Here is a 24,207-nt window from a genome sequence, read left to right as displayed (position 1 = left end):
TATTACTTGTAAATTTAAGAAATTATATATAAAAGGTTATTTTTACATGAGACATAGAAAAATTGGTCGTAAATTTAATAGGAACAATGTTCATGTCAAAGCAATGTTAAATAATATGGTATGTTCATTATTAAATTATGAAATTATAAAAACTACAGTAGCTAGAGCTAAAGAATTACGCCGCATTGTAGAACCATTAATAACTCGGTCTAAAACCAATTCAGTTTCTAATAGACGTTTAGTTTTTTCTAAAATTAGAAATAATTTCATAGTGTCTAAGTTGTTTAATGATCTTGGACCTTATTTTTTAGATAGGCCTGGTGGATATACTCGAGTATTAAAATGTGGTTACCGATTCGGTGATAAAGCGCCTATGGCATATATTCAACTTGTAGATAGATTACAATCTAAAAATAAGTCTAAAACGAAAAATATTGTTAAAAAGACTTAACTATCATATTTTACAATGTTTTTCTTAGTATTTTAAGTAAAATACTTATATTTTTTTATAACAAACGGCATTGCATGCCGTTCTGTTTTTAATTATTTAAAATTTTTTTATTAGTAGTTTAAATATTAAAAATTTTAAATAAGTAAATTTTTTGAACAATATAATATATTTTATTTTTATATATTTTAATGTTTTGATTTGTAGATTTTTTTAATTTTAATATTATTATTTAATATAGATTAATGAAAGGAATATTAGTGGTCCAATATTATATTGATAAATTACTTTATTTTTCTAACAAATTTGTAAGTAAAAGCAATAATTAAAGTATGTATTTTTTATTTTTAGTATTATATTTAACAAAAATTTAAATAAATTAATCATAATTATTATACAATATAATTGGTTTATAAGTCAACAGTAAGAATATTGAATATATAAATTTTAATTTTTACATTTTAGTAACTTTTATAATTCAATATTGCTTAATTGTTTTCAATATTTTATATTACATTAGTCTAATTTTATTTTTGGAATACACCAATATTTTGAAAATTTATTTAAAGCATATATATCTGTTATTTTCTTCCCAGGGAGTTGAATTTTTGTGATGTTTAGTATATTTTTTCCAGTTTGTATTTGTAATCCGTTTTTATTAAACGATATTATTTCTCCTATTTCATATGTATTGATGTTATATTGCATAATAACGTTAGCTTCCCAAACTTTTATATTTTTATGGCATATTGTAAAATAGCTTGTTGGCCAAGGATTAAATGCCCTTATGCATTTTTCTAATTGTGTTGCATCCTGAGACCAATTTATTTGTGCATCAGTTTTTTTTATTTTTTTAGAATAAGTTGTTAATGTACTTTGAATAACAGTGTTATTTGTTTTTAATTCGATTTTTTTTAATGCTAATAACATTGCTTTACATCCTAATTTTATTAATTGTTTTTTTAAGCTGCTACTTGTATCAGATTTTTTTATTTTATAAGTTAATGAGTGCAATATTTTTCCAGAATCTATTGCTTCTTCCATTTTTATAATAGTTATTCCTGTTATTGAATCTCCATGTAATATAGCTGATTGTATAGGAGAAGAACCTCTCCATCTAGGAAGTAAAGAAGCATGTATATTAATACAGCCTATTTTAAATGAATTAAGTATATGTTTTGGAAATATTAAACCGTATGAAACTACGATCATTAAGTCAGCACGTAATTCATGTAGTTTGTTGTATAATTTATAACATTGTAAAGATTTAGGTTGTAATATTAGGATATCATGTTTTTTAGCCGTTTTTTTTACTAAAGATTCAACAATGTGTTGGCCTCTTCCAGAAGCTCGATCAGGTTGAGTAAGTATTCCAATAATATTATATTTACAAGAGATTAATGTTTGTAAATGTTTTTCTGAAAATTCAGATGTTCCGGCAAAAATAATTTTTAAAGGTTTATTCATTTTTATGAGAAGATGATTAGAAGTCATTTTTTATTTTTTTAAAAAAATTTTTATATTTTTTTTGTCGATATCTGATAAATAGTCGATTAGTAATTTTCCAATTAAATGATCTATTTCATGTTGAATACAAATTGACAAAAGCGAAGTTGCTTCAAATTTTATTGTTTTTCCAAAATAATTTAATGCAGTTACTATGATTTTATATGATCGAGGAATCAGAACTTGACAATTAGGAATAGATAAACATCCTTCTTTTATACTAGTATTCCCGTATGTTTTAATGATTTTAGGGTTAATTAGTGTTAGTGGATTCTTTAATGTTGAAATGTTATCGATAACTATGATTTGTAAAGGAATGTTAACTTGAGGAGCAGCTAATCCTATACCATTTTCATAAAACATTGTTTCAAACATATTGTCAACAATTTTTTGAATTGATTTATTTATATTGCAAATAGGTTTTGCAATAATTCGTAAGTTTTCATTAGGATACTTTAATATTTTAAGAATAGACATAGTTTTTTGAAAATTTACTGTGTTAAATTATAATTTATTATAGACGTTTTTTTGATTGAAAAATAAGGATTTTCCCTAATTTTGTAGAAATAAAATAAAAATATTTTTAAAATCAGTAAATAATTTTTAATTTTAAACGATAGTTTTTTAAGTTTCAGGAACATTTAATGATGGTGAAAAGTATATCATTGACTGAGTGTGTAGAAAATTTGAAAAATGATGGTGTTGTAATTTATCCTACAGAGTCAGTGTTTGGACTAGGATGCGATCCAGATAAAAAATGTGTTGTTAAAAAATTACTCAATTTAAAAAAAAGACAATGGAATAAAGGATTAATATTAGTAGCATCTAATTATAGTCAAATTCAAAAATATATTTCTGAAAGTATGATATCTGTTAAAAATAAAAATTTTATGTTGAACAATTGGCCTGGTCCTATTACTTTTTTGGTACCAGCAAAAGATACAGTTCCATTTTGGTTAACTGGAGCGTCAAAATTTTTGGCAGTTCGCATTAGTTCGCATGCTTCGATTATAGAGTTATGTAATAAATTTGGAAAAGCGATAGTTTCTACTAGTGCTAATAAATCTGGTTTAAATCCATGTAAAACGCATACAGAAGTTATAGAACAATTTGGAAAAAATATTCCTATTTTATATGGAAAATTAGGAAATCAAAAAAATCCTACTAAGATAGTAAATATTATTAGTGGAGAATTAATTCGTCATGCTTAAAAAAAATTCAAGCAATTTTTCAGTATTTGGAAATCCAATTCATCATACTAAATCTCCTTATATTCATGAATTATTTTCTAAACAAACAGGAATTATTTATAATTATGATTCTACTTTAGTTCCTTTAAATAAATTTTTTGAGTATATGATTCAGTTTTTTTCGCATAAAGGAATTGGAGCAAATATTACTATTCCTTTTAAAGAAAAAGCATTTTTAATGTCAGATAAATTAACTTATGCTGCAAAAGTTTCACGATCGGTCAATACTTTTAAAAAATTACAAGATGGAAAAATTTTAGGAGATAACACAGATGGAAAAGGTATTTTATATGATTTAATACGGTTAAAATTTATAAAAAAGAATGATACTGTTTTAGTAATAGGTTCTGGAGGTGCTGCTAGAGGAATTATTTTTTCATTACTATTATATGGCTGTTATGTATTTATATTAAATAGAACGATGAGTCGAGCTTTAAATTTAGTCGAAAGTTTTAAAAAATTTGGATCGATTTCTATATTTCAACATACAAAAAGAAAAGATGAACCATTTGATATAGTAATTAATGCTATTGCTAATATTGAAACTAGTTCTTTATGGAATTCAATTGAGTTCTTAATAGACAAAAAAACTTATTTTTATGATATTAATTATTCTATTAATCAAAGAACATTTTTTCTTAAATGGTGTATTGATCGAGGCGTTCTTATTTTTTCGGACGGAATAGGAATGTTAGTTAGTCAAGCTGCATATTCTTTTTATTTATGGCATAATATTTTTCCAGATATTGAGTCAGTTATTTTAAAATTACAGGATGGTTAATTTATATATCTCTCAATAAGTTATTTATTAATTTTAAAATTTAAAAAAACTCTTGACTCTTTCGTGTCATTATGTAACATAAGTAAAAGATATATGATTTAATATTTTTTGTATTATTTTTCAATTATTTGGTCTCCTTCGTCTAGAGGACTAGGACATCGCCCTTTCACGGCGGTAACAGGGGTTCAAATCCCCTAGGAGACAAATAAATTTAAAATCATTAAAATTATTTGTATACTATATTGAATCAATGTGTTATTCTTTTGTAGATTCATATGATATTTATATTTTTTTTAAATTAATAAGTTTTAGCTCTTTAAAAATTCGGAAGCAAGAAATTTTATACTTAAATTATAAATTAAACGTCTGTGGGTTGTAAGATTAAGCGTAAAAGCGTATATGGTGGATGCCTTGGCAGTCAGAGGCGAAGAAGGACGTGCTAATCTGCGAAAAGTATCGGCTAGTTGATATGACGCGATATAAACCGATAATATCCGAATGGGGAAACCCGATGTTTTATTTAAAACATCATTATTAATTGAATTAATAGGTTAATAAAGCAAACCGAGAGAACTGAAACATCTAAGTACCTCGAGGAAAAGAAATCAAACGAGATTCCCTTAGTAGTGGCGAGCGAAAAGGGAGAAGCCTAGAACATAATTATATGTTAGTTTTTAGTAGAATAACTTGGAAAAGTTTACAGTATAGGGTGATAGTCCCGTATACGAAAATTATTAATTTTATAAGTTCGAGAAGTAGAACGGGACACGAGAAATCCTGTTTGAATATGGGGGGACCATCCTCTAAGGCTAAATACTCCTGACTGACCGATAGTGAACTAGTACCGTGAGGGAAAGGCGAAAAGAACCCCGGTAAGGGGAGTGAAATAGAACCTGAAACCGTATACGTACAAGCAGTAGTAGCCTTTTTTTTAAAAGGTGACTGCGTACCTTTTGTATAATGGGTCAGCGACTTGTATTCTGTAGCAAGGTTAACCGATTTTAAAATAGGGGAGCCGTAGGGAAACCGAGTCTTAAACAGGCGATTTAGTTTCAGGATACAGACCCGAAACCCGGTGATCTAGCCACGGGCAGGTTGAAGGTTGGATAAAACTAACTGGAGGACCGAACCGACTGATGTTGAAAAATCAGCGGATGACCTATGGTTAGGGGTGAAAGGCCAATCAAACCGGGAGATAGCTGGTTCTCCCCGAAAGCTATTTAGGTAGCGCCTCCATCCTGGGGCTGAAGCAGGTCCCAAGGGTATGGCTGTTCGCCATTTAAAGTGGTACGCGAGCTGGGTTTAGAACGTCGTGAGACAGTTCGGTCCCTATCTGCCGTGGGCGTAGGAAGATTGAGGAGATCTACTTCTAGTACGAGAGGACCGAGGTGGACGCATCCCTGGTGTTCGGGTTGTCATGCCAATGGCATTGCCCGGTAGCTAAATGCGGAAAAGATAAGTGCTGAAAGCATATAAGTACGAAACTTACTCTAAGATTAGTCTTCCCTGAAGCATTTTTAATGCTTACTGAAGGGACGTTGGAGATTACGACGTTGATAGGCTGGATGTGTAAGCATAGCAATATGTTAAGCTAACCAGTACTAATGACCCGAGAGGCTTAATCTTACAACACCAGAGATGTTTAAGTAATATTTTAACGTATTAGTTTCATGCAATCCGATTTTGATTTATTTAAATATCTAATATATTCAAATGTTTAAACAGCCTGGTAAAAATAGTGTTATGGTACCACCTGAAACCATGTCGAACTCAGAAGTGAAACATTTCAACGCCAATGGTAGTACGGGGTTTCCCCGTGTGAGAGTAGGAAATTGCCAGGTTGTAAAAAAAATCCGAATCAACTTCGGATTTTTTTTTATATTTTTAATTTTAAAATTATATTAGTATTAAATTTTTAGTAATATTATTTATATTTTTAGGAAAATGATGTTACTAAAAAAAATAGTATTTTAAAGTAATTTTAATATATCATTTAATAATGTTTTATTAAGGTTATAAGTAAAACAATTAATCATCGTTGTGCTAGCTTGCAATTTAAGTTTAGTGTATATTTTTCATGTGAAGGTAATATAGATGTCTAAGATTAAAGGTAATGTGAAATGGTTTAATGAATCTAAAGGGTTTGGTTTCATTACACCTGAAGATGGAAGTAAAGATGTTTTTGTACATTTTTCAGCTATCCAAAGCAACGGATTTAAAACTTTGTCAGAAGGTCAAAGTGTTGAATTCGAAATTACCGAAGGAGCAAAAGGGCCGTCCGCTGCTAATGTTATTAGTTTATAGAGTTGTTTCATTGAAGTAATCGTAAATATATTTTAATATTGTAATGCAGCTTTGCTGCTGCATTACATTTTTGTGACATTTAAGTAGATAAAATATGTGAAATTATGTATCTTATATAAGTTTCTGATGATATATATTGCATTAATGTGTTGTTTATAGTACCATTCGAACTGTATTAATGTTACTCAATTCGTGGTATAAGCTTTCTATTTGTTCAAAATTGTTAGCAAAAATTGTAACAGAAATAGATAAGTAATTTCCTTTATTACTAGATTTTATTTGTGGAACATAATCACCTGGAACTTTACATTGAATTACTCTTATTATTTGATCAATCAATTCAGGTTGAGCTAATCCGATAACTTTATAAGTAAATAAACAAGGAAATTTTAACATTTTTTCAAGTTTATTTTTCATATTTATTCCTATATATGGAAGATCTTACAAAATTAAATTGTATTAATAAAATGTAAATATTAAGTAATCTTTTTTGTAATATTTATATCTGCTTTTTAGCTAAAATTTATTTTTTATAATTTTAAAATAGTTACTTGTATTAAAATTTTTTATTTTTTTTGAGATATTTGTTTTTTTAATTTCGGTTTTAATATATAAGGAAATTGTATATTTATTTTAAATTTTTCTGATTTTTATTTTTTGAAAGAGATAAGTAAATTAATATTTTATTAAAAAATTAGTAATTATATTGCTTATATTTTTAAAATATTTTACTTTTTTATGTGTTAAATATATTATTATTTAATAATATATAGTTATTTTATGTTTTAATGTAAAATTATATATAAAATAAATGGATTTTTTATATTTAAAATTGTAGAAATATAAATAAAACATTTTAATAGTGTAACATGAATGTTACCATATAATAAAATTAATTATTTTATAGATTTATAATTTTATTTTTTAAAAGACGATTATGATGTTAGATATTTTTAATTCTTATACAAGAAAGCATGAAATATTGAAAATAAATTTAGATAAAACTATTAACATGTATGTTTGCGGTGTTACCGCGTATGATTATTGTCATATTGGTCATGGAAGAACGTTTATATTCTTTGATATAGTCTTGCGTTATTTACGTTATTGTGGATATAGGGTAAAATATGTACGTAATATAACAGATATTGATGATAAAATTATTTATAAAGCTTTGAAAAATGATGAAAAAATTTCAGATTTTTCTGATCGTATGATCTTTCAAATGCAAAATGATTTTTTAAATCTTAATATTATTACTCCTGATTATGAACCCCGTGTGACAGAAAATATAGATGCTATTATCAAGATTATTTCAAAATTATTAAAAAAGAAACATGCTTATGTATTAAATAATGGAGATGTGATGTTTTCTATTGATACATATCCAAAATATGGAAAATTTTCAAATCAATTTATGCATAAATTGAAAGTAGGAGCACGTGTTTCTAAAAGAGAGGATAAACGTAATCCATTAGATTTTGCTTTATGGAAAATTTCTAAAAAAGAAGAGACATGTTATTGGAAATCTCCATGGGGGATAGGTAGACCAGGATGGCATATAGAATGTTCAGCTATGAGTACATCTATTTTAAAAGATAGAATAGATATTCATGGTGGAGGAAAGGATTTATTGTTTCCTCATCATGAAAATGAATTAGCTCAATCTACATGTATAAACAAAGATTTTTGCGTTAATCATTGGATGCATACTGAATTAGTAATCATACAAAATAAAAAAATGTCTAAATCTTTAGGAAATGTTTTGTTGTTGAAAGATTTTTTAATGCGTTATGATTCAGAAAGTATTCGATATTTTTTGCTATCTACGCATTATCGTCATCCATTATATTTTAGTGAAAGTAATTTAAAGAAATCTGAAAAATTATTAAAAAAGTTATATTCTTCTTTAAAAGATATTGATTTTCATGGATTAAGTTTATCTGAAGATCGATTTTTTAAGGTTATTTTTTGTAAAGCATTAAATACTGATTTTAATACTCCTAAAGCTCTTTCGATATTATTGCAAATTTCTAGAAAAATAAATTTATTGAAGTTAAAATATAAAAGTAATATTAGCGAACTTGTAATTTTAGCTTATACTTTAAAGAAATTAGGTAGTGTTTTAGGAATATTATTGAAGGATTCAAATTTTTTTCTCAAAAAAAATAATACATTTCATTCTTACGAAAAAAATATAATTAATTCTTTAATCAAAAAAAGAGATAATGCAAGAAAATTAAAAAATTGGATATATGCGGATGAAATACGTAAAGAATTACTGAAATTAGGTATTGTTTTAGAAGATTCAAAGTATTCTACTTATTGGAGAAAGATGTAAAATAAAAATTTTTACATAAATTAATTTTACAAAAATGTTATCAATAGGGATTTTAAATTTTTTATAATTTTTAATTATTAAGTTTTATGCAGGCTGTTAAAGTATTTTGTAATAATGTTATTACAGTCATAGGACCTACGCCTCCAGGAACCGGCGTAATATATGATGCTCGTAGAATTGCTGATTTGAAATCTACATCTCCTACTATTTTCCCATTGTTCAATCGATTAATTCCTACATCAATTACTATGGCACCCGGTTTAATCCAACTTCCTTTTAAGAATTTTTCTTTTCCTATGGCAATTACGATTATATCAGCTTGTTTAACAAAATATTTTATATTTTTCGTAAATCTGTGTGTCATAGTAGTAGTACATCCAGATAATAAGAATTCTAAATTCATAGGTCTTCCTACTATGTTAGATGCTCCTATTATAACAGCATGTAGCCCCCGTATATTAATTTTGTAAGATTTTAGTAATGTAATAATCCCTAATGGTGTGCAAGGACGTAAGTTAGGATTCTTTTGACATAAACAGCCTATGTTATAAGGATGAAATCCGTCTACATCTTTTCCAGGAGTAATACTATTAAACATATTTTTAATATTTATATGTTTTGGAATGGGTAATTGTATTAGTATTCCATCGATGTTTTTATCTTCATTTAATGTTTTAATAAGATTTATTATTTTTGTTTCTTCTATAGTTTCAGAGAAATTCCAGATTTTTAGGTTAAAACCTGCTTTTTTGCAAGCTATTCTCTTTTTATTTACATAAATAGTGGATGCTAAATTATTTCCTATTAATATTACTGCTAGTCCTGGAGGTCTTTTTCCTACTGATAATCTCTTTTGCACTTTTTTTGCAATTTTTTCGTGTATTTTTTTAGAAATTTTTTTTCCATTTAAAATTTTTTTAAACATTAAATTAACTCAACTTAGTTTTTTTAAATTGTTGTGTGTTTTTATACTTTAAAAAATAATAAAAAACATTTTTTTAATAAAATTAATAGTATATAATGCTATTTTAATATTATAAAAAATGCAAATAATTTCTTAGTTTATATTAGGTAAAATTAGTAGTTTTAGGAAAGTAATTTTTACTTAGATATAAAACAAAGAAATTTTATTTGAAAAATAAAATTGCGCTCTTAGCTCAGTTGGATAGAGCAACGGCCTTCTAAGCCGTAGGTCATAGGTTCAAATCCTATAGAGCGCAATAAAAAATAAATGTTTATGAACAACAAATTTTATGGAAAATTTTCTATTTTTAAAAATTTTTTGATATTTTTTTTAACATTTAATATCGATTGAGTTCCGTCAATTTCATAAAATTTAATTTTTTTTTCTTTTAAATTGGAAATTAAGTATGTTGTTAAAGATTGTGTGAATTTTTTATATTCTTGTAATCTTATTTTAATTATTTCTTCGCTGTCATCTTTTCTATACATCAAATTTTTATGTTTTTTTAAATATATTTTTTTGTCATTTTCATGATTAATTGATTTTGAAGTGAAAAATTTAGTTTTTCTTTTTAAAATACGATTTATAGTCATTTCAATAGGTATTTTAAGTTCAAAGATATAGTCAACTATTATTTCTTTTTTACAAATTGTTTTAGCTTGAATAATTGTTCTTGGAAATCCATCTAAAACAAATCCGGATTTGCAGTCTATTTGAGAAATTCTATTTTTTACTAAATTTATAATAATTTCATCTGAGATTAATTTTCCATTATCTACAAAACTTTTTATTTTTTTGCCTAGTTCTGTTTTTTCTTTTATTGATTCTCTTAAAATTTCTCCAATTGAAATGTTTAAGATATGATATTTTTTTGAAATTAATTTAGACTGTGTACCTTTTCCTGATCCAGGTGCTCCTATCAAAAGAATACGCATATTTTTTATATTTTTTTAAGATTTAGCATATGTATTTAAAGAAAATCAATACATGTTTATGAAATATAGAACATTATTTTTAAATGTTATAAATTAATGACAATTAATTAAAAAATCATTAATTCTATTTATAAATTTACTTGGATTTTCTAAAGTATTTTGTTCTAACAGAAGTGATTGATCGAATAATATTTGAATCCATTTTTTACTTTTTTCTTCATTTTTTTCTTCATGTATTTTTTTAACTAATTTATGATTTGGATTTATTTCAAATATGTATTTTATTTCAGGAACAGTTTGCCCTGCTGCAGAAAATAATTTTGCCATTTGAGTCGTCATATCATGAGAATCTGTAGTAACCATAGCTGGGGTTTTTGTCAATTTGTAAGTAAATCGAACGTCTTTTATTCTATTTTTTAATATTTTTTTTATTTTTTCTAATAAAGAGTTCATACTTAAGTGTAAATTTTTTTGTTGTTTATCAATGTCATTATTTAATTCTTCAATTGATTCATCATGTTTACTAACTGACTGAAATTTTTTCCCATCAAATTCAGTTAAATAATTCATCATCCATTCATCTATTTTTTCAGTTAATAGTAAAACATCGATATCTTTTTTTTTAAATAGTTCTAAATGAGGACTATTTATAGCAGAAGAGTAGCTATCTGCTGTAATAAAATAAATTTTATTTTGATTTGCTTTAATGTTTTTAATATAATCTTGTAGAGATATCATATTTTTTGAAGAATTATTTTTCATTGAATTAAAACGTAAAAGTTCCGCTATAGAATTTTTATTTTCATAATCTTCAGCAGGTCCTTCTTTTAGCATCGATCCAAATTGATCCCAAAATAATTTGTAAGAATTAACGTCTTTAGATAGATTAGTTAATAAATTTAAAACTCGTTTGGTAAGCGATTTTTTTAAATTTTGCACAATGCAATTTTCTTGCAATATTTCTCGAGAAATATTTAATGGTAAATTATTTGAATCAATAATTCCTTTTATGAATCTTAGATAATTTGGAAGAAATTGTTCTGCTTCGTCCATAATATATATTTGTTTCACATATAATTTTAAACCATGTTTATTATCTCTATTCCAAATATCCCAGGTAGATTTGGATGGAACGTATAAAAGAATAGTGTATTCTTGAATTCCTTCTATTTTATTATGAGTCCAAGTAATTGGATCATTAGAATCGTTTGTAAGTTGTTTATAAAAATTTTTATAATCTTCTTCTGTAATTTCAGATTTTTTCAAAGTCCATAATGCTTTTGCTTGATTAATTTTTTCCCATGTATTTACTTTTTCTTTTTCATCAAACACATTTATTTTTATTGGAACAGAAATATGATTAGAGTATTTTTTTACAATATTTTTTATATTCCATATTTCTAAAAAAGATTCTTCCTCTGATTTTAAATATAAAGTTATTTTTGTGCCACGTGTTTTTTTATTGATTTTACTAACTTCGTATTGTCCTTTTCCTTCAGACTCCCATAATACACCTTCACTATTATTTAATCCTCCATATCTGCTTTTTACAGATATTTTTTTTGATACAATAAACGCTGAGTAAAATCCTACTCCGAATTTTCCGATGAGATTGTTTTTTTCATTATTAGATTCATTGTAAAGTTTTAAAAATTCTTTTGTTCCAGATCTTGCTATGGTTCCTAAATTTTTAATTGCTTCTTCATAAGTCATTCCTATTCCATTATCACTAATTGTTAAAGTTTTATTTTTTTTATCTATTTCAATTTTAATATACATTTCAGTGTTATCTTCATATATTTTTGGAAAAGATATCGATTGAAATTTAAGTTTATCAATTGCGTCGGAAGCGTTTGATATAAGTTCTCTTAAAAAAATTTCTTTATTGGAATACAGAGAGTGAATCATTAAATGTAATATTTCGTTAGTTTCTGATTGAAATTCATATATTTTTTTTTGATTTGAGTTCATACATTTTCCTAATTATTAAATTTTTATATGATAGTTTTTAATATTTACAACATATTTAATATTAATATATTATATATGTTAAATAAAATTAAAAAATTATTTGTATTATTAAAAATAATATCATAATTGTTTGAAAAACTTTCATATATTAAAAATTAATTAAAATGGTTTTAAAAATGTTTTCAAAATTTTAAAAAATTATTTTGAAATATGAAATTTTGATTTATATACTGATTATAGACTTTTTAAAAAGGAACGTTTAAATCATTTGAAAATGGAATATCTGATGAAATAGCAGACATTTTTTGTTTTTTTAGTTCTAGTATTCGTCTTGTTGCGTCATTAAAAGCTGCTACAATTAAGTCTTCTAATATTTCTTTATCATTTTTAGTGATTAATTTTGGATCTATTTCGATTTTTTTGCAATTGCTTGGTCCAATTAATGTAACTTTTACAATTCCCGCCCCTGATTCTCCAGTAATTTCTATGGAAGATACTTCTTCTTGTATTTTAGCCATTTTTTTTTGTATTTTTTGTGCTTTTTTCATTAAATCATTTAATCCATTTTTAGAGAACATGTGATATTTCCTTTTTTACTCGTATTAAAACATGAAGATAAAGTTCTAAAGTTACTGCGTGTATAGTTTTAAATTAATAATTGGTTATGAATATTAATTATTGCAAATTATTGTATTATTTTTTGATTTTACATAGTTTTATTTTAGTATCTTTAATATCATCTATATTAGTTGTTATTGATTTTATATTAAGATTTAATGCACGAAGTAAAGTCATTTCAACTCCAATTCGGAAGCTAGGAGCTACACATAGTTCTTTTTTTCCTGTTAATATGGTTTTATAATATAATTGAATGTCAGAAAATTTAGATATTTTTGAAATTTCATATATTTTTTTATTAATTTCCTGATTTTCAAAAAATAAATAATCTTTGTTTATTGTAGGGAATGTTTGTATCATAGCTATTTGATATAATAATTTAAGAATTTCTGTTAGTATGTTTTCCCAATTGATATCTAATTTTTGTATATATTGAAATAATAAAAACATTTTTTTAAAATCTTTTTTAAGCAATGCTAAAATAATATTTAATATTGTCGTATTATCTAATTTTCCTAACATATTTTGTACTATTTTAGTTAAGATTTTTCCATTTCCTATAGAAATTGCTTGTTCTATTAAATTCAATGTATCTCTAAGACTGCCTTCTGATTCTATTGATAATAATTTGATTGCTTCGTATTCGAAAAATATGTGTTCTTGAGACAATATATGCTCAATTTTTTTTATGATTTTAGTAAAACTAATTGGTCTTAGTTGAAAGTTTAAGCAGCGTGATAAAATTGTTTTTGGAACTTTTTCTAGATTTGTGGTAGCTAAAATAAATTTAATATGATTTGGCGGTTCTTCTATTATTTTTAAAAGAGCATTAAAGCTATTTTTAGAAAGCATATGAACTTCATCTATTAAGTATATTTTAAATCGTCCTTTTATAGGTAAATAATATACATTTTCTAATAATTCTTTCATATCTTCTACTTTTGTGTGAGAAGCAGCATCAACTTCAAATAAATCAATAAATTTCCCTTTTTCTATTTCTTTACAATTTGAACATTTTCTACATGGATTTTGTGTTATTTTTTGTTCACAACTTAAACTTTTTGCTAATAATCGTGCAATAGTTGTTTTTCCAGTACCCCGTATTCCATGAAATAACCATGTATGATGTATGCGTTTTAATTTCAATCCATTGCATATAGCAGAAATAATATATTTTTGTCCAATTACACTGTTAAATTCTTGAGGACGCCATTTATTAGCTAAAATTTTATAATTCATTATTATAAAAATTATTATAATTTAATAAATAATACTAACATATATTACCTTTATAAAAAAGATTTTGAAATAGAATAAAATTAGTTAGTTATTTTCATTTATAGTTTGTAAATTAATAGCATTTGTTTAAAAAACATTTTGTAATTTTTGTTAATTTCGTATAATATATCTTATAAGAATTCTCTTATAGTGATCTAATACTGTTTATCTTGAAAATTTGGTCAGAATTGGAAAATAGCAGCCATATCAGGTGTTAGCAGGTATTATGATATCGCTATAAGGAGTTCTTTTTATATAAAGATATGTTAAAAATTTGTTTTATGATGATTTTGTATTTTCTTTATTTTGATTATTGTACATTTTCCAATAGTTTTTTCGATTTTTTAATAAAGAGTTATGTTTTCCTTTTTCTACTATTTCTCCGTTATTAAAAACAAAAATTTTATCTGCATTTTTTATTGTTGATAGTCTGTGAGCAATCACTATTAATGTAGTTCGATAATTGATCTGTGATAGTATTTTTTGAATTTTTTTTTCAGTTTTTAGGTCTACATTAGAGGTGGCTTCATCTAAGATTAATATTTTAGGATTATCTACTAAAATTCTAGCAATACATAGAAGTTGTTTTTGTCCAATGGAGAGTATATTTCCATTTTCTCCTAAAATTGAATATATACTATTGGGCATAGATCTTATTGTTTTAGAAAGATGTACTTTCTTTAAAATATTCCAAATTTTTGATTTAGAAATTTTTCTTCCTAATGTAATATTATTTAAGATGGAATCATCTAAAATACAAGGATCTTGCTGAACGATAGATATTCCATTTTTTAACACTTCTTTGCTTAATGAATGTATATTTCTTTTATTTAAGTAAATATGACCTTTTGTAACAGGATAATAACCCATTAGAAGTTGTGCAAGGGTGCTTTTTCCACTTCCTGTATGTCCTACTAAAGCTATAAATTTTTTTGAAGAAATATGTAAATTAATATTTTTCAATGTTTCTATATTTTTATTTTCATAAGAAAAACTTAAATTTTTTATATGTATTTCTCCATTATCCAAATTATTAGGGTCTTTTCCGTATATTTGTTTTTGAGCGTCTATTAATTTAAATATTCTTTTTCCTGATAGAATAGATTTTTGTAAAATAGATTGTTGAGCAGTAATAGCAATTAATGGTTCATTGAGACGTCCTAAATATGTTATGAAAGCGTATAAAGTTCCGATTTCAAAAGATCCTCGAGGATAAAATTCAAATAATATAATTAAACTACATAATATAATAGTTGAAAAAAAATTGAGTAATGGTCGTAAAAAAATTCCATCTAATTTTAATACTTTCATACGATTTAAATAATATGATTCATTTGTTTTTTCTATAGAGCATTTGAATTTTTTTTCTAATCCGAATTGCTGAATTACGGTCATTCCACAAATTGTTTCATTAAATAGATTATAAATTCTTGATAAATATATTTGAGATTTTTTCAGTACTGGTTTGCTATAATATTGATATAAAAATGATGTTGTTAATGCTAATGGAAATATAGTTACAGCTATGCTAGCCATTCTCCATTCTAAAGCGAACATAGCTATTAGCGTGACGAGAATTAATACGATGTTTTTAAATAGTATAGTAATGAATGTTTCATATAGTTCTTTAATAATTTCAGTATCATTATTTATGCATGAAATAAATTGACTAATTGGTTTTTTATTAAATGTTTTAATGGGTAATTTTAATATTGATGACATCAAATTAATTCGTAATTTTTCAACTATTTTTATTGATATTTTATTAAAGATAATATTTTGGAAATAATTTAAAAGAGCAGATAAAACTTGTAGTAATATATAAGTAAAAGTTATTAAAAATAATAAAGAAAAGTTCATATAATTATTTATTATACTACTTTTAACGAAACAATTAATTAAAACAGGACCTAATACTTCAAATATTGAAGCTAACAATAATAAAAAACATCCTAATATTAGTGATTTTTTTTGTTTTATTCCATACGATAATAATTTTTTTAGTATAGGATAAAATTTTTCAAAATATTTCATTTCATGAAACTTCTATATTATTTTTATGAACGTTTAGAAAGATTTGATGTGAATATGTAACGTTATACCATTTATCAGTTGCTTTTATTAGCTCTGTATGTTTTCCTTTCTGTATTATTGTACCTTTTTTTATCACTATAATATTATTTGCATCTATTATAGAAGATAATCTATGAGTACAAATAATTATTGTATATCCTTGTTTTTTTAAAATATTGAGATTATTTAATATTTTTGACTCAGTATTTCCATCTACTGCAGATAAGGCATTATCTAATATTAATATTTCTGAATTGGATAACAATGCTCTTGCAATAGAAATTCTTTGTTTTTGTCCACCTGACAAAATTATTCCACGCTCTCCTATTTGAGTATTATATCCTTTTGGAAATTTTTTTATATCTTTATGTAAATGAGCAAGATAGATTGCCTGTTCAATTTCTTTTTTAGAAGCATAATTTTTTCCTATTGCAATATTGTTATAAATAGTATCAGAAAACAAAAAAGTAGTTTGATCTACTATAGCTATTTTTTTTCTCCATTCATTTTTTTTAAAAAGAGAAATTGGAATTTTATTATATAGTATTATTCCATTAGGTATTAAATATTGTTGTTGGATCAATTTGAATAGTGTACTTTTCCCGGATCCAGTTGGTCCACAAATTCCTAGAGTTTGGTTAGGATATAATGAAAAATGAATATTTTTTAATATTTTTTTTCTATGTTTTTTATAGTAAAAACATTTAATATGAACACTGAGTTTTTTAAAATACAATGGAATTTTTTCACAGTTTTTTTTTTCTTGTACATTAAAAGCAAAAATTGATTGTATTCTGTTCCATGCTGCACTCCCTCTTTCTACAATATTAAACATCCAAGCTAAAGCTAGCATGGGCCAAATCATTAATCCAAGGTATATTATGAAACTGGTTAATTGTCCAATGCTAATGCTTTTATTCCACACAAACCATCCTCCAACTGTAATAGCAATTAGATTAGATAAAGAAATAGACAAATGTATGATGGGATCAAAAATAGCATCAATTTTTGCTACTTTAATATTTTTTATTCTTAGATATTTTAAAATTTTCAAAAACTTCTTTTGTTGATAGTTTTCTAATCCAAAAGATTTAATTAAATTAATATTATTTAGGCTTTCTTGTGTATGATTGTTGAGTAACGAAAATGTTTTTTGGACTTCTTGGAAACCATAATGTATTTTTTTTCCTATTTTATTTATTATTATAACCATAATAGGCATTGGAATTAGTGATAATATAGTAAGTTTCCAGTTAATTTGCGTAAACATAATAGTTATGACAGATAAACCCATTACTAGAGAATCAATTAGTGTTAATACTCCTTCACCAGCTGCAAATGAAACTTTATCGACATCATTAGTTATTCGTATCATTAAATCTCCCGTTTTGTATTTTGAATAAAAATTTTGATTTTCTTTGCTAATATAGTTGTAAATTTTTATTCTCAAATCAGAAGTTAATTTATAAGCAGCTCCAAATAAGAAAATTCTCCACATGTATCGAAAAACATAAATTATTATTGAAATACATATAATTTCTATAATCCAAGGAAGTATTTGTGTGCCTCGTATATCTTTTTTTATAATAGAATCTATTAATATTCCTATTAGCTTGGGTGGGAACAATTGAAGAATGGATATAACAATTAATAATAAAATAGATATTGAATATTGTTTCCATTGTTTTATAAAATACCAACTTAGTTTTTTAAATAAACCCACACAATATCCTAGTAGTTAAATTTTTAATGTTTTTTACATATGTTTGTAAATATTAATTTTTATATTTTTTTATATAATTTTTAACTCAAAAAATAAATTTTATAAAATTTTAAATATGTTAACTAATTAATATGTAATAAAAAAAGATAACATAAAATCTTGTAAATATTGTATATTTATTTTCATAAGTATTAGTTTTTGTAAGATTTATAGTAACTTTATATAGTTTTTGAATTTTAAAAAATAATTGATTTTTCTAATTTAAAGTTTATTGTTAAAATCTATTAAATTTCCATATGAGATATGTGCTTTCAGATACAAATCATCTAAAATAGAATTTAGTATTGTTCCTAAATTGTATTTTTTAAGTTGTGAAATAATAACGTTTTTTTGTTTATTTGAAAAATCAATGTGCATGGTTTTATAAAATTTAATTAATAATAAATCACCACTATTTTTTATAATACTAAAATAAATATTTTTATTTTTTTTTAAGTTTGGAAGATTGAATATAAATTTTTTGAATTTATTTTTATCAAATCTGGAAAAAAATAGAGATTTTTGAAATTTCAATTTTATTGTTTTTAATAATTTAACTGGTTTATTATTAAATTCGTATGTTGTTTTTTTTAAAATTAAAAAAGTATTATTTTTATATTTTTTTATTGAAAATAAATTAGAATTATTTTTTTTAAGATAGTTTATAATGTTTTTATTATTAATAATTGTATTTTTGAAAAACTTAGTTAAAGGTACAGAAGCTATTTTAATTATTCTAATTTGGGATAATGATTGAATTAAATTATTTTTTTCATGTTTTGATATGAATATTAAATTAGATATGAAAGAAATAAATTTTTTAATTTTTAAATATGTTTTAATTTTATCAATATATTCATTAGAACTTATATTTTCTTTATTAAGAAAATAATAATATTTTTCTATTTTAAATATATTTTTTTCTTGAAAATCTGAATTATTATGTATGTAGTTTTTTATTTCAGAATCGTTGAGAGATATATGTAATTTTTTTACGTATTGTTTTAACAAAGTTTTATATATTATATCTAATATTGCTTCCTTATATATTTTTTTTATATAGTTTGTATTATGGAAGTTATTTGAATTATATTTGTATTTTGACAATAAAAAAATATATTTTTTTTGAAATTCTTCTAAATGAATTTCATCGTTATTAATTTTTATAATATAGTTTTTTTTATCTTTTATAGAATAGTAATTAAATTTCATAAAAACGAGAGAAAATATAATTATTATTAGAAGTATTAATATAATTAATTTTGACAATATTTTTTTTATCTTTTTTTTAATCATTATAAGAAGTATTTACAAGTTTTAGCTGTAAATTAATTTAAGGTTAAGTGTATATTGACTGGCAAATAACAATTTTATTTTTTGCCAGCCTATTTATAAGTTACAAAAATTTTTAAAAAATATTTTTATTTTATTATTTCATAAGGAGTTCTTTCTAATGATAATTTTAATACTTCTTCAATATATTTTACAGGGTGAATATAAAGTCCTAAGAGAACATTTTCAGGAATTTCTTCTAAATTTCGTTTGTTTTCGTAAGGAATTAATACTTTTTTAATTCCGCCTCTATGAGCGGCTAGTAATTTTTCTTTTAATCCTCCTATAGACAAGATTTGTCCTCTTAAAGTTATTTCTCCTGTCATAGCAATATCTGAGCGTACTGGATTATTTGTTAAACAAGAAACTATTGCTATACACATAGCAATTCCAGCGCTGGGTCCATCTTTTGGTGTAGCTCCTTCAGGAACATGTACATGAATATCATGTTTTTCATAAAAATTATGTTTTATTCCTAATTTTTCTGCACGTGATCTCACTACAGTTAATGCAGCTTGAATTGATTCTTGCATAACTTCTCCTAAAGATCCTGTATAAATTAATTTTCCTTTTCCTGATACGCAAGCAGCTTCAATAGTTAATAATTCTCCTCCAACTTCAGTCCATGCTAGTCCAATAACTTGCCCAATTTTGTTTTTATAGGTTGTTTTTTCGTAATTAAATCGTTTAATTCCGAGATAGAATTGTAAATTTTCAGAATTTATTTTTATTTTTTTTAAATTTTTGTCTAAAATTAAATTTTTTACACATTTTCTACATATTTTTGATAATTCCCTTTCAAGATTTCTAACTCCAGCTTCGCGTGTATAATGTCGAATTATATTTATCATAGCAGAATCTTCGATTTTTAATTCGCATTTTTTTAAAGCATTTCGTTTAATTTGTTTAGGTTTTAAATAGGATGTTGCTATGTGTAATTTTTCCGTTTCAGTGTATCCAGAAATTCTAATAATTTCCATTCTATCTAGTAAAGGTGCAGGAATATTTATAGAATTGGAGGTTGCAATAAACATAATTTCAGATAGATCATAGTCTACTTCTAAATAATGATCATTAAAAGTTGTGTTTTGCTCTGGATCTAATACTTCTAATAAAGCAGATGCGGGATCTATTCGTACATCGTAAGATATTTTATCTATTTCATCTAATAGAAAAAGCGGATTTTTTACTCCTGATTTTGTAATTTTTTGCATTAATTTACCAGGCATAGAGCCTATGTATGTTCTTCTATGTCCTCGGATTTCAGCTTCATCGCGAATTCCACCTAAAGCCATCCGAATATATTTTCTTCCAGTTGCTCGTGCTATGGATTGGCCTAGTGATGTTTTTCCTACACCAGGTGGTCCAACTAAACATAATATAGGTCCTTTCATTTTTTTTATTCTACTCTGTACTGCTAAATATTCTAATATACGTTCTTTTACTTTTTCTAGACCAAAATGATCTGAATCGAGAATTTTTTTTGCTTCGTGAAGATCTTTTTTTGTTTTGCTTCTTTTATTCCAAGGAACTTGTATCATCCAATCTATATAGCCGCGAACTACTGTAGCTTCTGCAGACATAGGAGACATCATTTTTAGCTTATTAAATTCAGATTTTGTTTTTTCTTTTGCTTCTTTTGGCATTTTAGAAGAATCAATTTTTCTTTTTAAAATTTCATTTTCGTCTAAAATTTCGTCCATTTCTCCTAGTTCTTTTTGAATTGCTTTCATCTGTTCATTTAAATAGTATTCTCTTTGGCTTTTTTCCATTTGTTTTTTAACCCGATTTCGAATGTTTTTTTCTAAATTTAATAAATCGATTTCAGATTCCATTATTGCCATTAAACGTTCTAAACGATCATTAATACGATATATTTCTAAAATAGATTGTTTTTCAGATAATTTTAAAGGCATATGTGTAGCGATTGTATCTGATAGTTGTGCTGCGTTATTAATATTAGATAGAGAATTTAATATGTCTGATGAAATTTTTTTGTTTAATTTTGCATATGTTTCAAATTGATTTAATGTTGCTCTTATTAAAACGGTTTGTTCTTTATCTGGAATTTTTGGAGAAATAATAGGTTCAATTTCTGCGATAAAATAATCTCCATTATTCTTTAATGTTTTTATATTTGCTCGTTGTATACCTTCTACCAATACTTTTACGGTTCCATCAGGCAATTTTAACATTTGTAAAATAGAAGCAGTGGTTCCAATAGTAAATAAATCTTTATTTTTAGGATCGTCGATTTCTGCTTTTTTTTGAGCTACTAGCATAATTTTTTTGTCATTTATCATAGAAGCTTCAATACATTTTATAGATTTTTCTCGCCCTACGAATAATGGAATTACCATATATGGATATACTACTACATCTCGTAATGGTAAAACGGGAATTTCAACGTATTCAGAACGTTCTATATTCATAAAACTCTCTCTTAGTTTCAATAATATTTTTAAATTTTAAAAATTGTATTGAATGACCAATATATAGTTTAAAATTACGATAAGCTTGAGTATTTTGGAATGAAAATCCGATATACAATACTAATAGGTTAAGATAATGAAAATAAAAAATTGCATATTGAGATATTAAACAATTTTTTAAATTTTTTCGATACTTATATTGAGTCGCATTTTTTATAAATTATTTCTGGTGTTGATTTTCCGTTAACTACTAATTTATTAATTAATATTTTTTCAACATTTTCTATAGAAGGTAAGTTGTACATTGTATCTAATAGAAAAATTTCTATTATTGATCGTAAGCCTCGTGCACCTATTTTTTTAGTGATAGCCTTTTTTGCTATACACGAAATAGCATCTTCATGAAATGTTAGTTTTACTCCTTCTATTTCGAATAATTTCTGATATTGTTTGAGTAAAGCATTTTTAGGTTTACATAGTATTTCTATTAATGTTTTTTTATTTAGTTCGTGTAATGTTGTAAGTATAGGTAATCTTCCAACAAATTCTGGAATTAGTCCGAATTTTATTAAATCTTCAGGTTGCACTTTTTCTAACCAATTGTTTTTTTTATCCTGTATTGTTATATTTTTAATTTTAGCATTAAATCCAATGTTTGTTTCTTTTTCTAATCTTTTTGAAATTATTTTTTCTAATCCAGCAAATGTCCCTCCGCATATAAATAAAATTTTTGTAGTATTTACTTGGAAAAATTCTTGTTGCGGATGTTTTCTCCCACCTTTCATAGGTACTGAAGCAATGGTTCCTTCTATTAATTTTAATAAAGCTTGTTGTACTCCTTCTCCAGATACATCTCGAGTGATAGATGGATTTTCGGATTTTCGAGAAATTTTGTCTATTTCGTCTATATAAATAATACCATTTTCTGCTTTATTTATGTCGTAATCGCATGTTCTTAGCAATTTTTGAATAATATTTTCAACATCTTCTCCAACATATCCTGCTTCTGTTAGAGTAGTAGCATCTGTTATTGCAAAAGGAACATTAATAAATTTTGCTAATGTTTCTGCTAATAATGTTTTTCCACTTCCTGTAGGCCCTATTAGTAAAACATTGCTTTTTCCTAATTCGATATTTTCTTTTAAATTTGAATTTTGTATACGTTTATAGTGATTATACACTGCTACTGATAAGATTTTTTTAGTTTTGTTTTGTCCTACTATATAATGATCGAGATGGTCTTTAATTTTTTTAGGTGTTGGAATATCATAGTGTGTTTTATTGAAAGTTTTTATGTTTTTTATTTCTTCATAAATAATTTTATTGCACAATTTGATACATTCATTACAAATATACACTGATGGTCCGACTATTATTTTTTTTATTTCTTTTTGATTTTTTCCACAAAATGAACAAAATAATAATTTTTCTTCATTATTTTTTGTATTGTCTGTCATGAGTTTTCCTTATAAATCATAATAATATATAATGAAATTATTTAATATTAGTGATTTTTTATTATTTTAATATTAAACAAGAATATATTATTACTAATTTCAAAAAATTATTTTCGATGATATAGAATAGAGTCTATTAATCCATATTTTATTGCTTCTTCAGCAGAAAAAAAATTATCTCGTTCGGTATCTTTTTCTATAATTTTTAAATTTTTGTTAGTATGTATAGACATTAATTCGTTAATTCTTTTTTTAATAATCATTATTTCTCGAGCGTGAATTTCTATGTCTGAAGCTTGTCCATTATAGCAACCTAATGGTTGATGAATCATAATCCTTGAATTGGGTAAACCAAAACGTTTTCCTTTTTTTCCTGAAGTAAGAATTAAAGCTGCCATAGAACATGCTTGTCCAATACATATTGTATTAATGTCTGGTTTCACAAATTGCATAGTATCGTAAATAGACATTCCTGATGAAATGTTTCCTCCTGGAGAATTAATATATAAAAATATATCTTTTTCTGGATTTTCAGATTCAAGAAATAAGATTTGGGCTATTATAGAATTAGAACAAGTATCTTCAATTATTCCTGTTAAAAAAATTATTCTTTCTTTTAATAATCTTGAATATATGTCATATGATCTTTCTCCATAAGATGTTTTTTCGATCACCATAGGAATTAATTGCGCATTTTTATTTTGTTTTTGATGCATTTTTTTATAGAGCATTATTTTCTCCAGTATTTTAAAGTT

The 24,207-nt window shown here is 24.7% G+C and carries 19 protein-coding genes, 2 tRNA genes, 1 rRNA gene, 1 other RNA gene and 1 other annotated feature; of the genes, 9 read left to right on the top strand and 14 right to left on the bottom strand.

Translation table 11 applies throughout. The annotated features are described in order from the left end of the window. Positions 1-46 precede the first annotated feature (46 nt). Entirely contained in the window at positions 47-451 is a 405-nt protein-coding gene (rplQ, locus tag U0T64_02280) for a 50S ribosomal protein L17 (GenBank protein ID XBC41179.1), read from the top strand. A gap of 513 nt (positions 452-964) precedes the next feature. Here rplQ and fmt read toward each other — a convergent pair. After that, complete coding sequence (gene fmt, locus U0T64_02275; GenBank protein XBC41178.1) at positions 965-1,915, bottom strand: methionyl-tRNA formyltransferase; 951 nt, start codon at positions 1,913-1,915, stop codon at positions 965-967. 30 nt (positions 1,916-1,945) lie between these two features. After that, entirely contained in the window at positions 1,946-2,431 is a 486-nt protein-coding gene (gene def, locus U0T64_02270; GenBank protein XBC41177.1) for a peptide deformylase, read from the bottom strand. A 170-nt stretch (positions 2,432-2,601) separates the two neighbouring features. Between def and U0T64_02265 the strand changes: the two genes are divergently transcribed. From U0T64_02265 to cspE, 5 genes are all read left to right on the top strand, one after another. Then, positions 2,602-3,165: a Sua5/YciO/YrdC/YwlC family protein gene (locus U0T64_02265; protein XBC41527.1), complete on the top strand. Its 564-nt coding sequence runs from the start codon at positions 2,602-2,604 to the stop codon at positions 3,163-3,165. Beyond that, positions 3,158-3,985: a shikimate dehydrogenase gene (aroE, locus tag U0T64_02260; protein ID XBC41176.1), complete on the top strand. Its 828-nt coding sequence runs from the start codon at positions 3,158-3,160 to the stop codon at positions 3,983-3,985. The genes U0T64_02265 and aroE overlap by 8 nt, the downstream gene beginning before the upstream one ends. A 131-nt stretch (positions 3,986-4,116) precedes the next feature. Then, a tRNA-Glu gene (locus tag U0T64_02255) sits at positions 4,117-4,189 on the top strand. A gap of 175 nt (positions 4,190-4,364) precedes the next feature. Further along, positions 4,365-5,611: a sequence feature (23S ribosomal RNA rRNA prediction is too short), on the top strand. A 99-nt stretch (positions 5,612-5,710) separates the two neighbouring features. After that, a 5S ribosomal RNA gene (gene rrf, locus U0T64_02250) occupies positions 5,711-5,826 on the top strand. 253 nt (positions 5,827-6,079) lie between these two features. Further along, on the top strand, positions 6,080-6,289 hold the full coding sequence (gene cspE / locus U0T64_02245; GenBank protein ID XBC41175.1) for a transcription antiterminator/RNA stability regulator CspE: 210 nt from the start codon (positions 6,080-6,082) through the stop codon (positions 6,287-6,289). Positions 6,290-6,442: 153 nt separating this feature from the next. Here cspE and ybeD read toward each other — a convergent pair whose 3' ends face one another. After that, positions 6,443-6,706 (bottom strand): DUF493 family protein YbeD, encoded by a 264-nt coding sequence (gene ybeD / locus U0T64_02240; protein ID XBC41174.1) that lies wholly within the window; start codon positions 6,704-6,706, stop codon positions 6,443-6,445. 523 nt (positions 6,707-7,229) lie between these two features. Here ybeD and cysS point away from each other — a divergent pair. After that, positions 7,230-8,630, top strand: a complete 1,401-nt coding sequence (gene cysS / locus U0T64_02235) for a cysteine--tRNA ligase (GenBank protein ID XBC41526.1) — start codon at positions 7,230-7,232, stop codon at positions 8,628-8,630. Positions 8,631-8,700: 70 nt separating this feature from the next. Here cysS and folD read toward each other — a convergent pair whose 3' ends face one another. Continuing rightward, positions 8,701-9,555 carry a bifunctional methylenetetrahydrofolate dehydrogenase/methenyltetrahydrofolate cyclohydrolase FolD gene (folD, locus tag U0T64_02230; protein XBC41173.1) on the bottom strand — a complete coding sequence of 285 codons (855 nt, stop codon included), beginning with the start codon at positions 9,553-9,555 and terminating at the stop codon, positions 8,701-8,703. 221 nt (positions 9,556-9,776) lie between these two features. Here folD and U0T64_02225 point away from each other — a divergent pair. Then, positions 9,777-9,850, top strand: a tRNA-Arg gene (locus U0T64_02225). 31 nt (positions 9,851-9,881) lie between these two features. Here the strand turns inward: U0T64_02225 and U0T64_02220 are convergent. From U0T64_02220 to dnaX, 4 genes are all read right to left on the bottom strand, one after another. Then, positions 9,882-10,529 carry a nucleoside monophosphate kinase gene (locus tag U0T64_02220; GenBank protein XBC41172.1) on the bottom strand — a complete coding sequence of 216 codons (648 nt, stop codon included), beginning with the start codon at positions 10,527-10,529 and terminating at the stop codon, positions 9,882-9,884. A gap of 93 nt (positions 10,530-10,622) precedes the next feature. Further along, on the bottom strand, positions 10,623-12,500 hold the full coding sequence (gene htpG / locus U0T64_02215; protein XBC41171.1) for a molecular chaperone HtpG: 1,878 nt from the start codon (positions 12,498-12,500) through the stop codon (positions 10,623-10,625). A gap of 245 nt (positions 12,501-12,745) precedes the next feature. Next, positions 12,746-13,078 (bottom strand): YbaB/EbfC family nucleoid-associated protein, encoded by a 333-nt coding sequence (locus U0T64_02210; GenBank protein ID XBC41170.1) that lies wholly within the window; start codon positions 13,076-13,078, stop codon positions 12,746-12,748. Between the two features lie 115 nt (positions 13,079-13,193). Next, positions 13,194-14,357 carry a DNA polymerase III subunit gamma/tau gene (gene dnaX, locus U0T64_02205; GenBank protein ID XBC41169.1) on the bottom strand — a complete coding sequence of 388 codons (1,164 nt, stop codon included), beginning with the start codon at positions 14,355-14,357 and terminating at the stop codon, positions 13,194-13,196. 184 nt (positions 14,358-14,541) lie between these two features. Between dnaX and ffs the strand changes: the two genes are divergently transcribed. Then, positions 14,542-14,640, top strand: an RNA gene (gene ffs, locus U0T64_02200) — signal recognition particle sRNA small type. Between the two features lie 35 nt (positions 14,641-14,675). Here the strand turns inward: ffs and U0T64_02195 are convergent. The 6 genes from U0T64_02195 to clpP form a co-directional block, all read right to left on the bottom strand. Beyond that, entirely contained in the window at positions 14,676-16,430 is a 1,755-nt protein-coding gene (locus U0T64_02195) for an ABC transporter transmembrane domain-containing protein (protein XBC41168.1), read from the bottom strand. Position 16,431: 1 nt separating this feature from the next. After that, a complete protein-coding gene (locus U0T64_02190) occupies positions 16,432-18,192 on the bottom strand; it encodes an ABC transporter transmembrane domain-containing protein (protein ID XBC41167.1) in 1,761 nt (586 codons plus the stop codon). 261 nt (positions 18,193-18,453) lie between these two features. Beyond that, positions 18,454-19,527, bottom strand: coding sequence for a SurA N-terminal domain-containing protein (locus U0T64_02185; GenBank protein ID XBC41166.1), 1,074 nt, complete (start codon positions 19,525-19,527; stop codon positions 18,454-18,456). A 125-nt stretch (positions 19,528-19,652) separates the two neighbouring features. After that, a complete protein-coding gene (gene lon, locus U0T64_02180; GenBank protein XBC41165.1) occupies positions 19,653-21,995 on the bottom strand; it encodes an endopeptidase La in 2,343 nt (780 codons plus the stop codon). Between the two features lie 194 nt (positions 21,996-22,189). After that, positions 22,190-23,452: an ATP-dependent Clp protease ATP-binding subunit ClpX gene (gene clpX / locus U0T64_02175; GenBank protein XBC41164.1), complete on the bottom strand. Its 1,263-nt coding sequence runs from the start codon at positions 23,450-23,452 to the stop codon at positions 22,190-22,192. A 107-nt stretch (positions 23,453-23,559) separates the two neighbouring features. Next, the gene (clpP, locus tag U0T64_02170; protein XBC41163.1) at positions 23,560-24,183 is read right to left on the bottom strand and encodes an ATP-dependent Clp endopeptidase proteolytic subunit ClpP; all 624 of its coding nucleotides are present in this window, start codon (positions 24,181-24,183) and stop codon (positions 23,560-23,562) included. Positions 24,184-24,207: the final 24 nt, after the last annotated feature.

The sequence above is a fragment of the Buchnera aphidicola (Nurudea yanoniella) genome (assembly GCA_039829995.1).
GTDB lineage: Bacteria > Pseudomonadota > Gammaproteobacteria > Enterobacterales > Enterobacteriaceae > Buchnera_B > Buchnera_B aphidicola_AV.
This window is presented reverse-complemented; position numbering and strand designations above follow the sequence as displayed.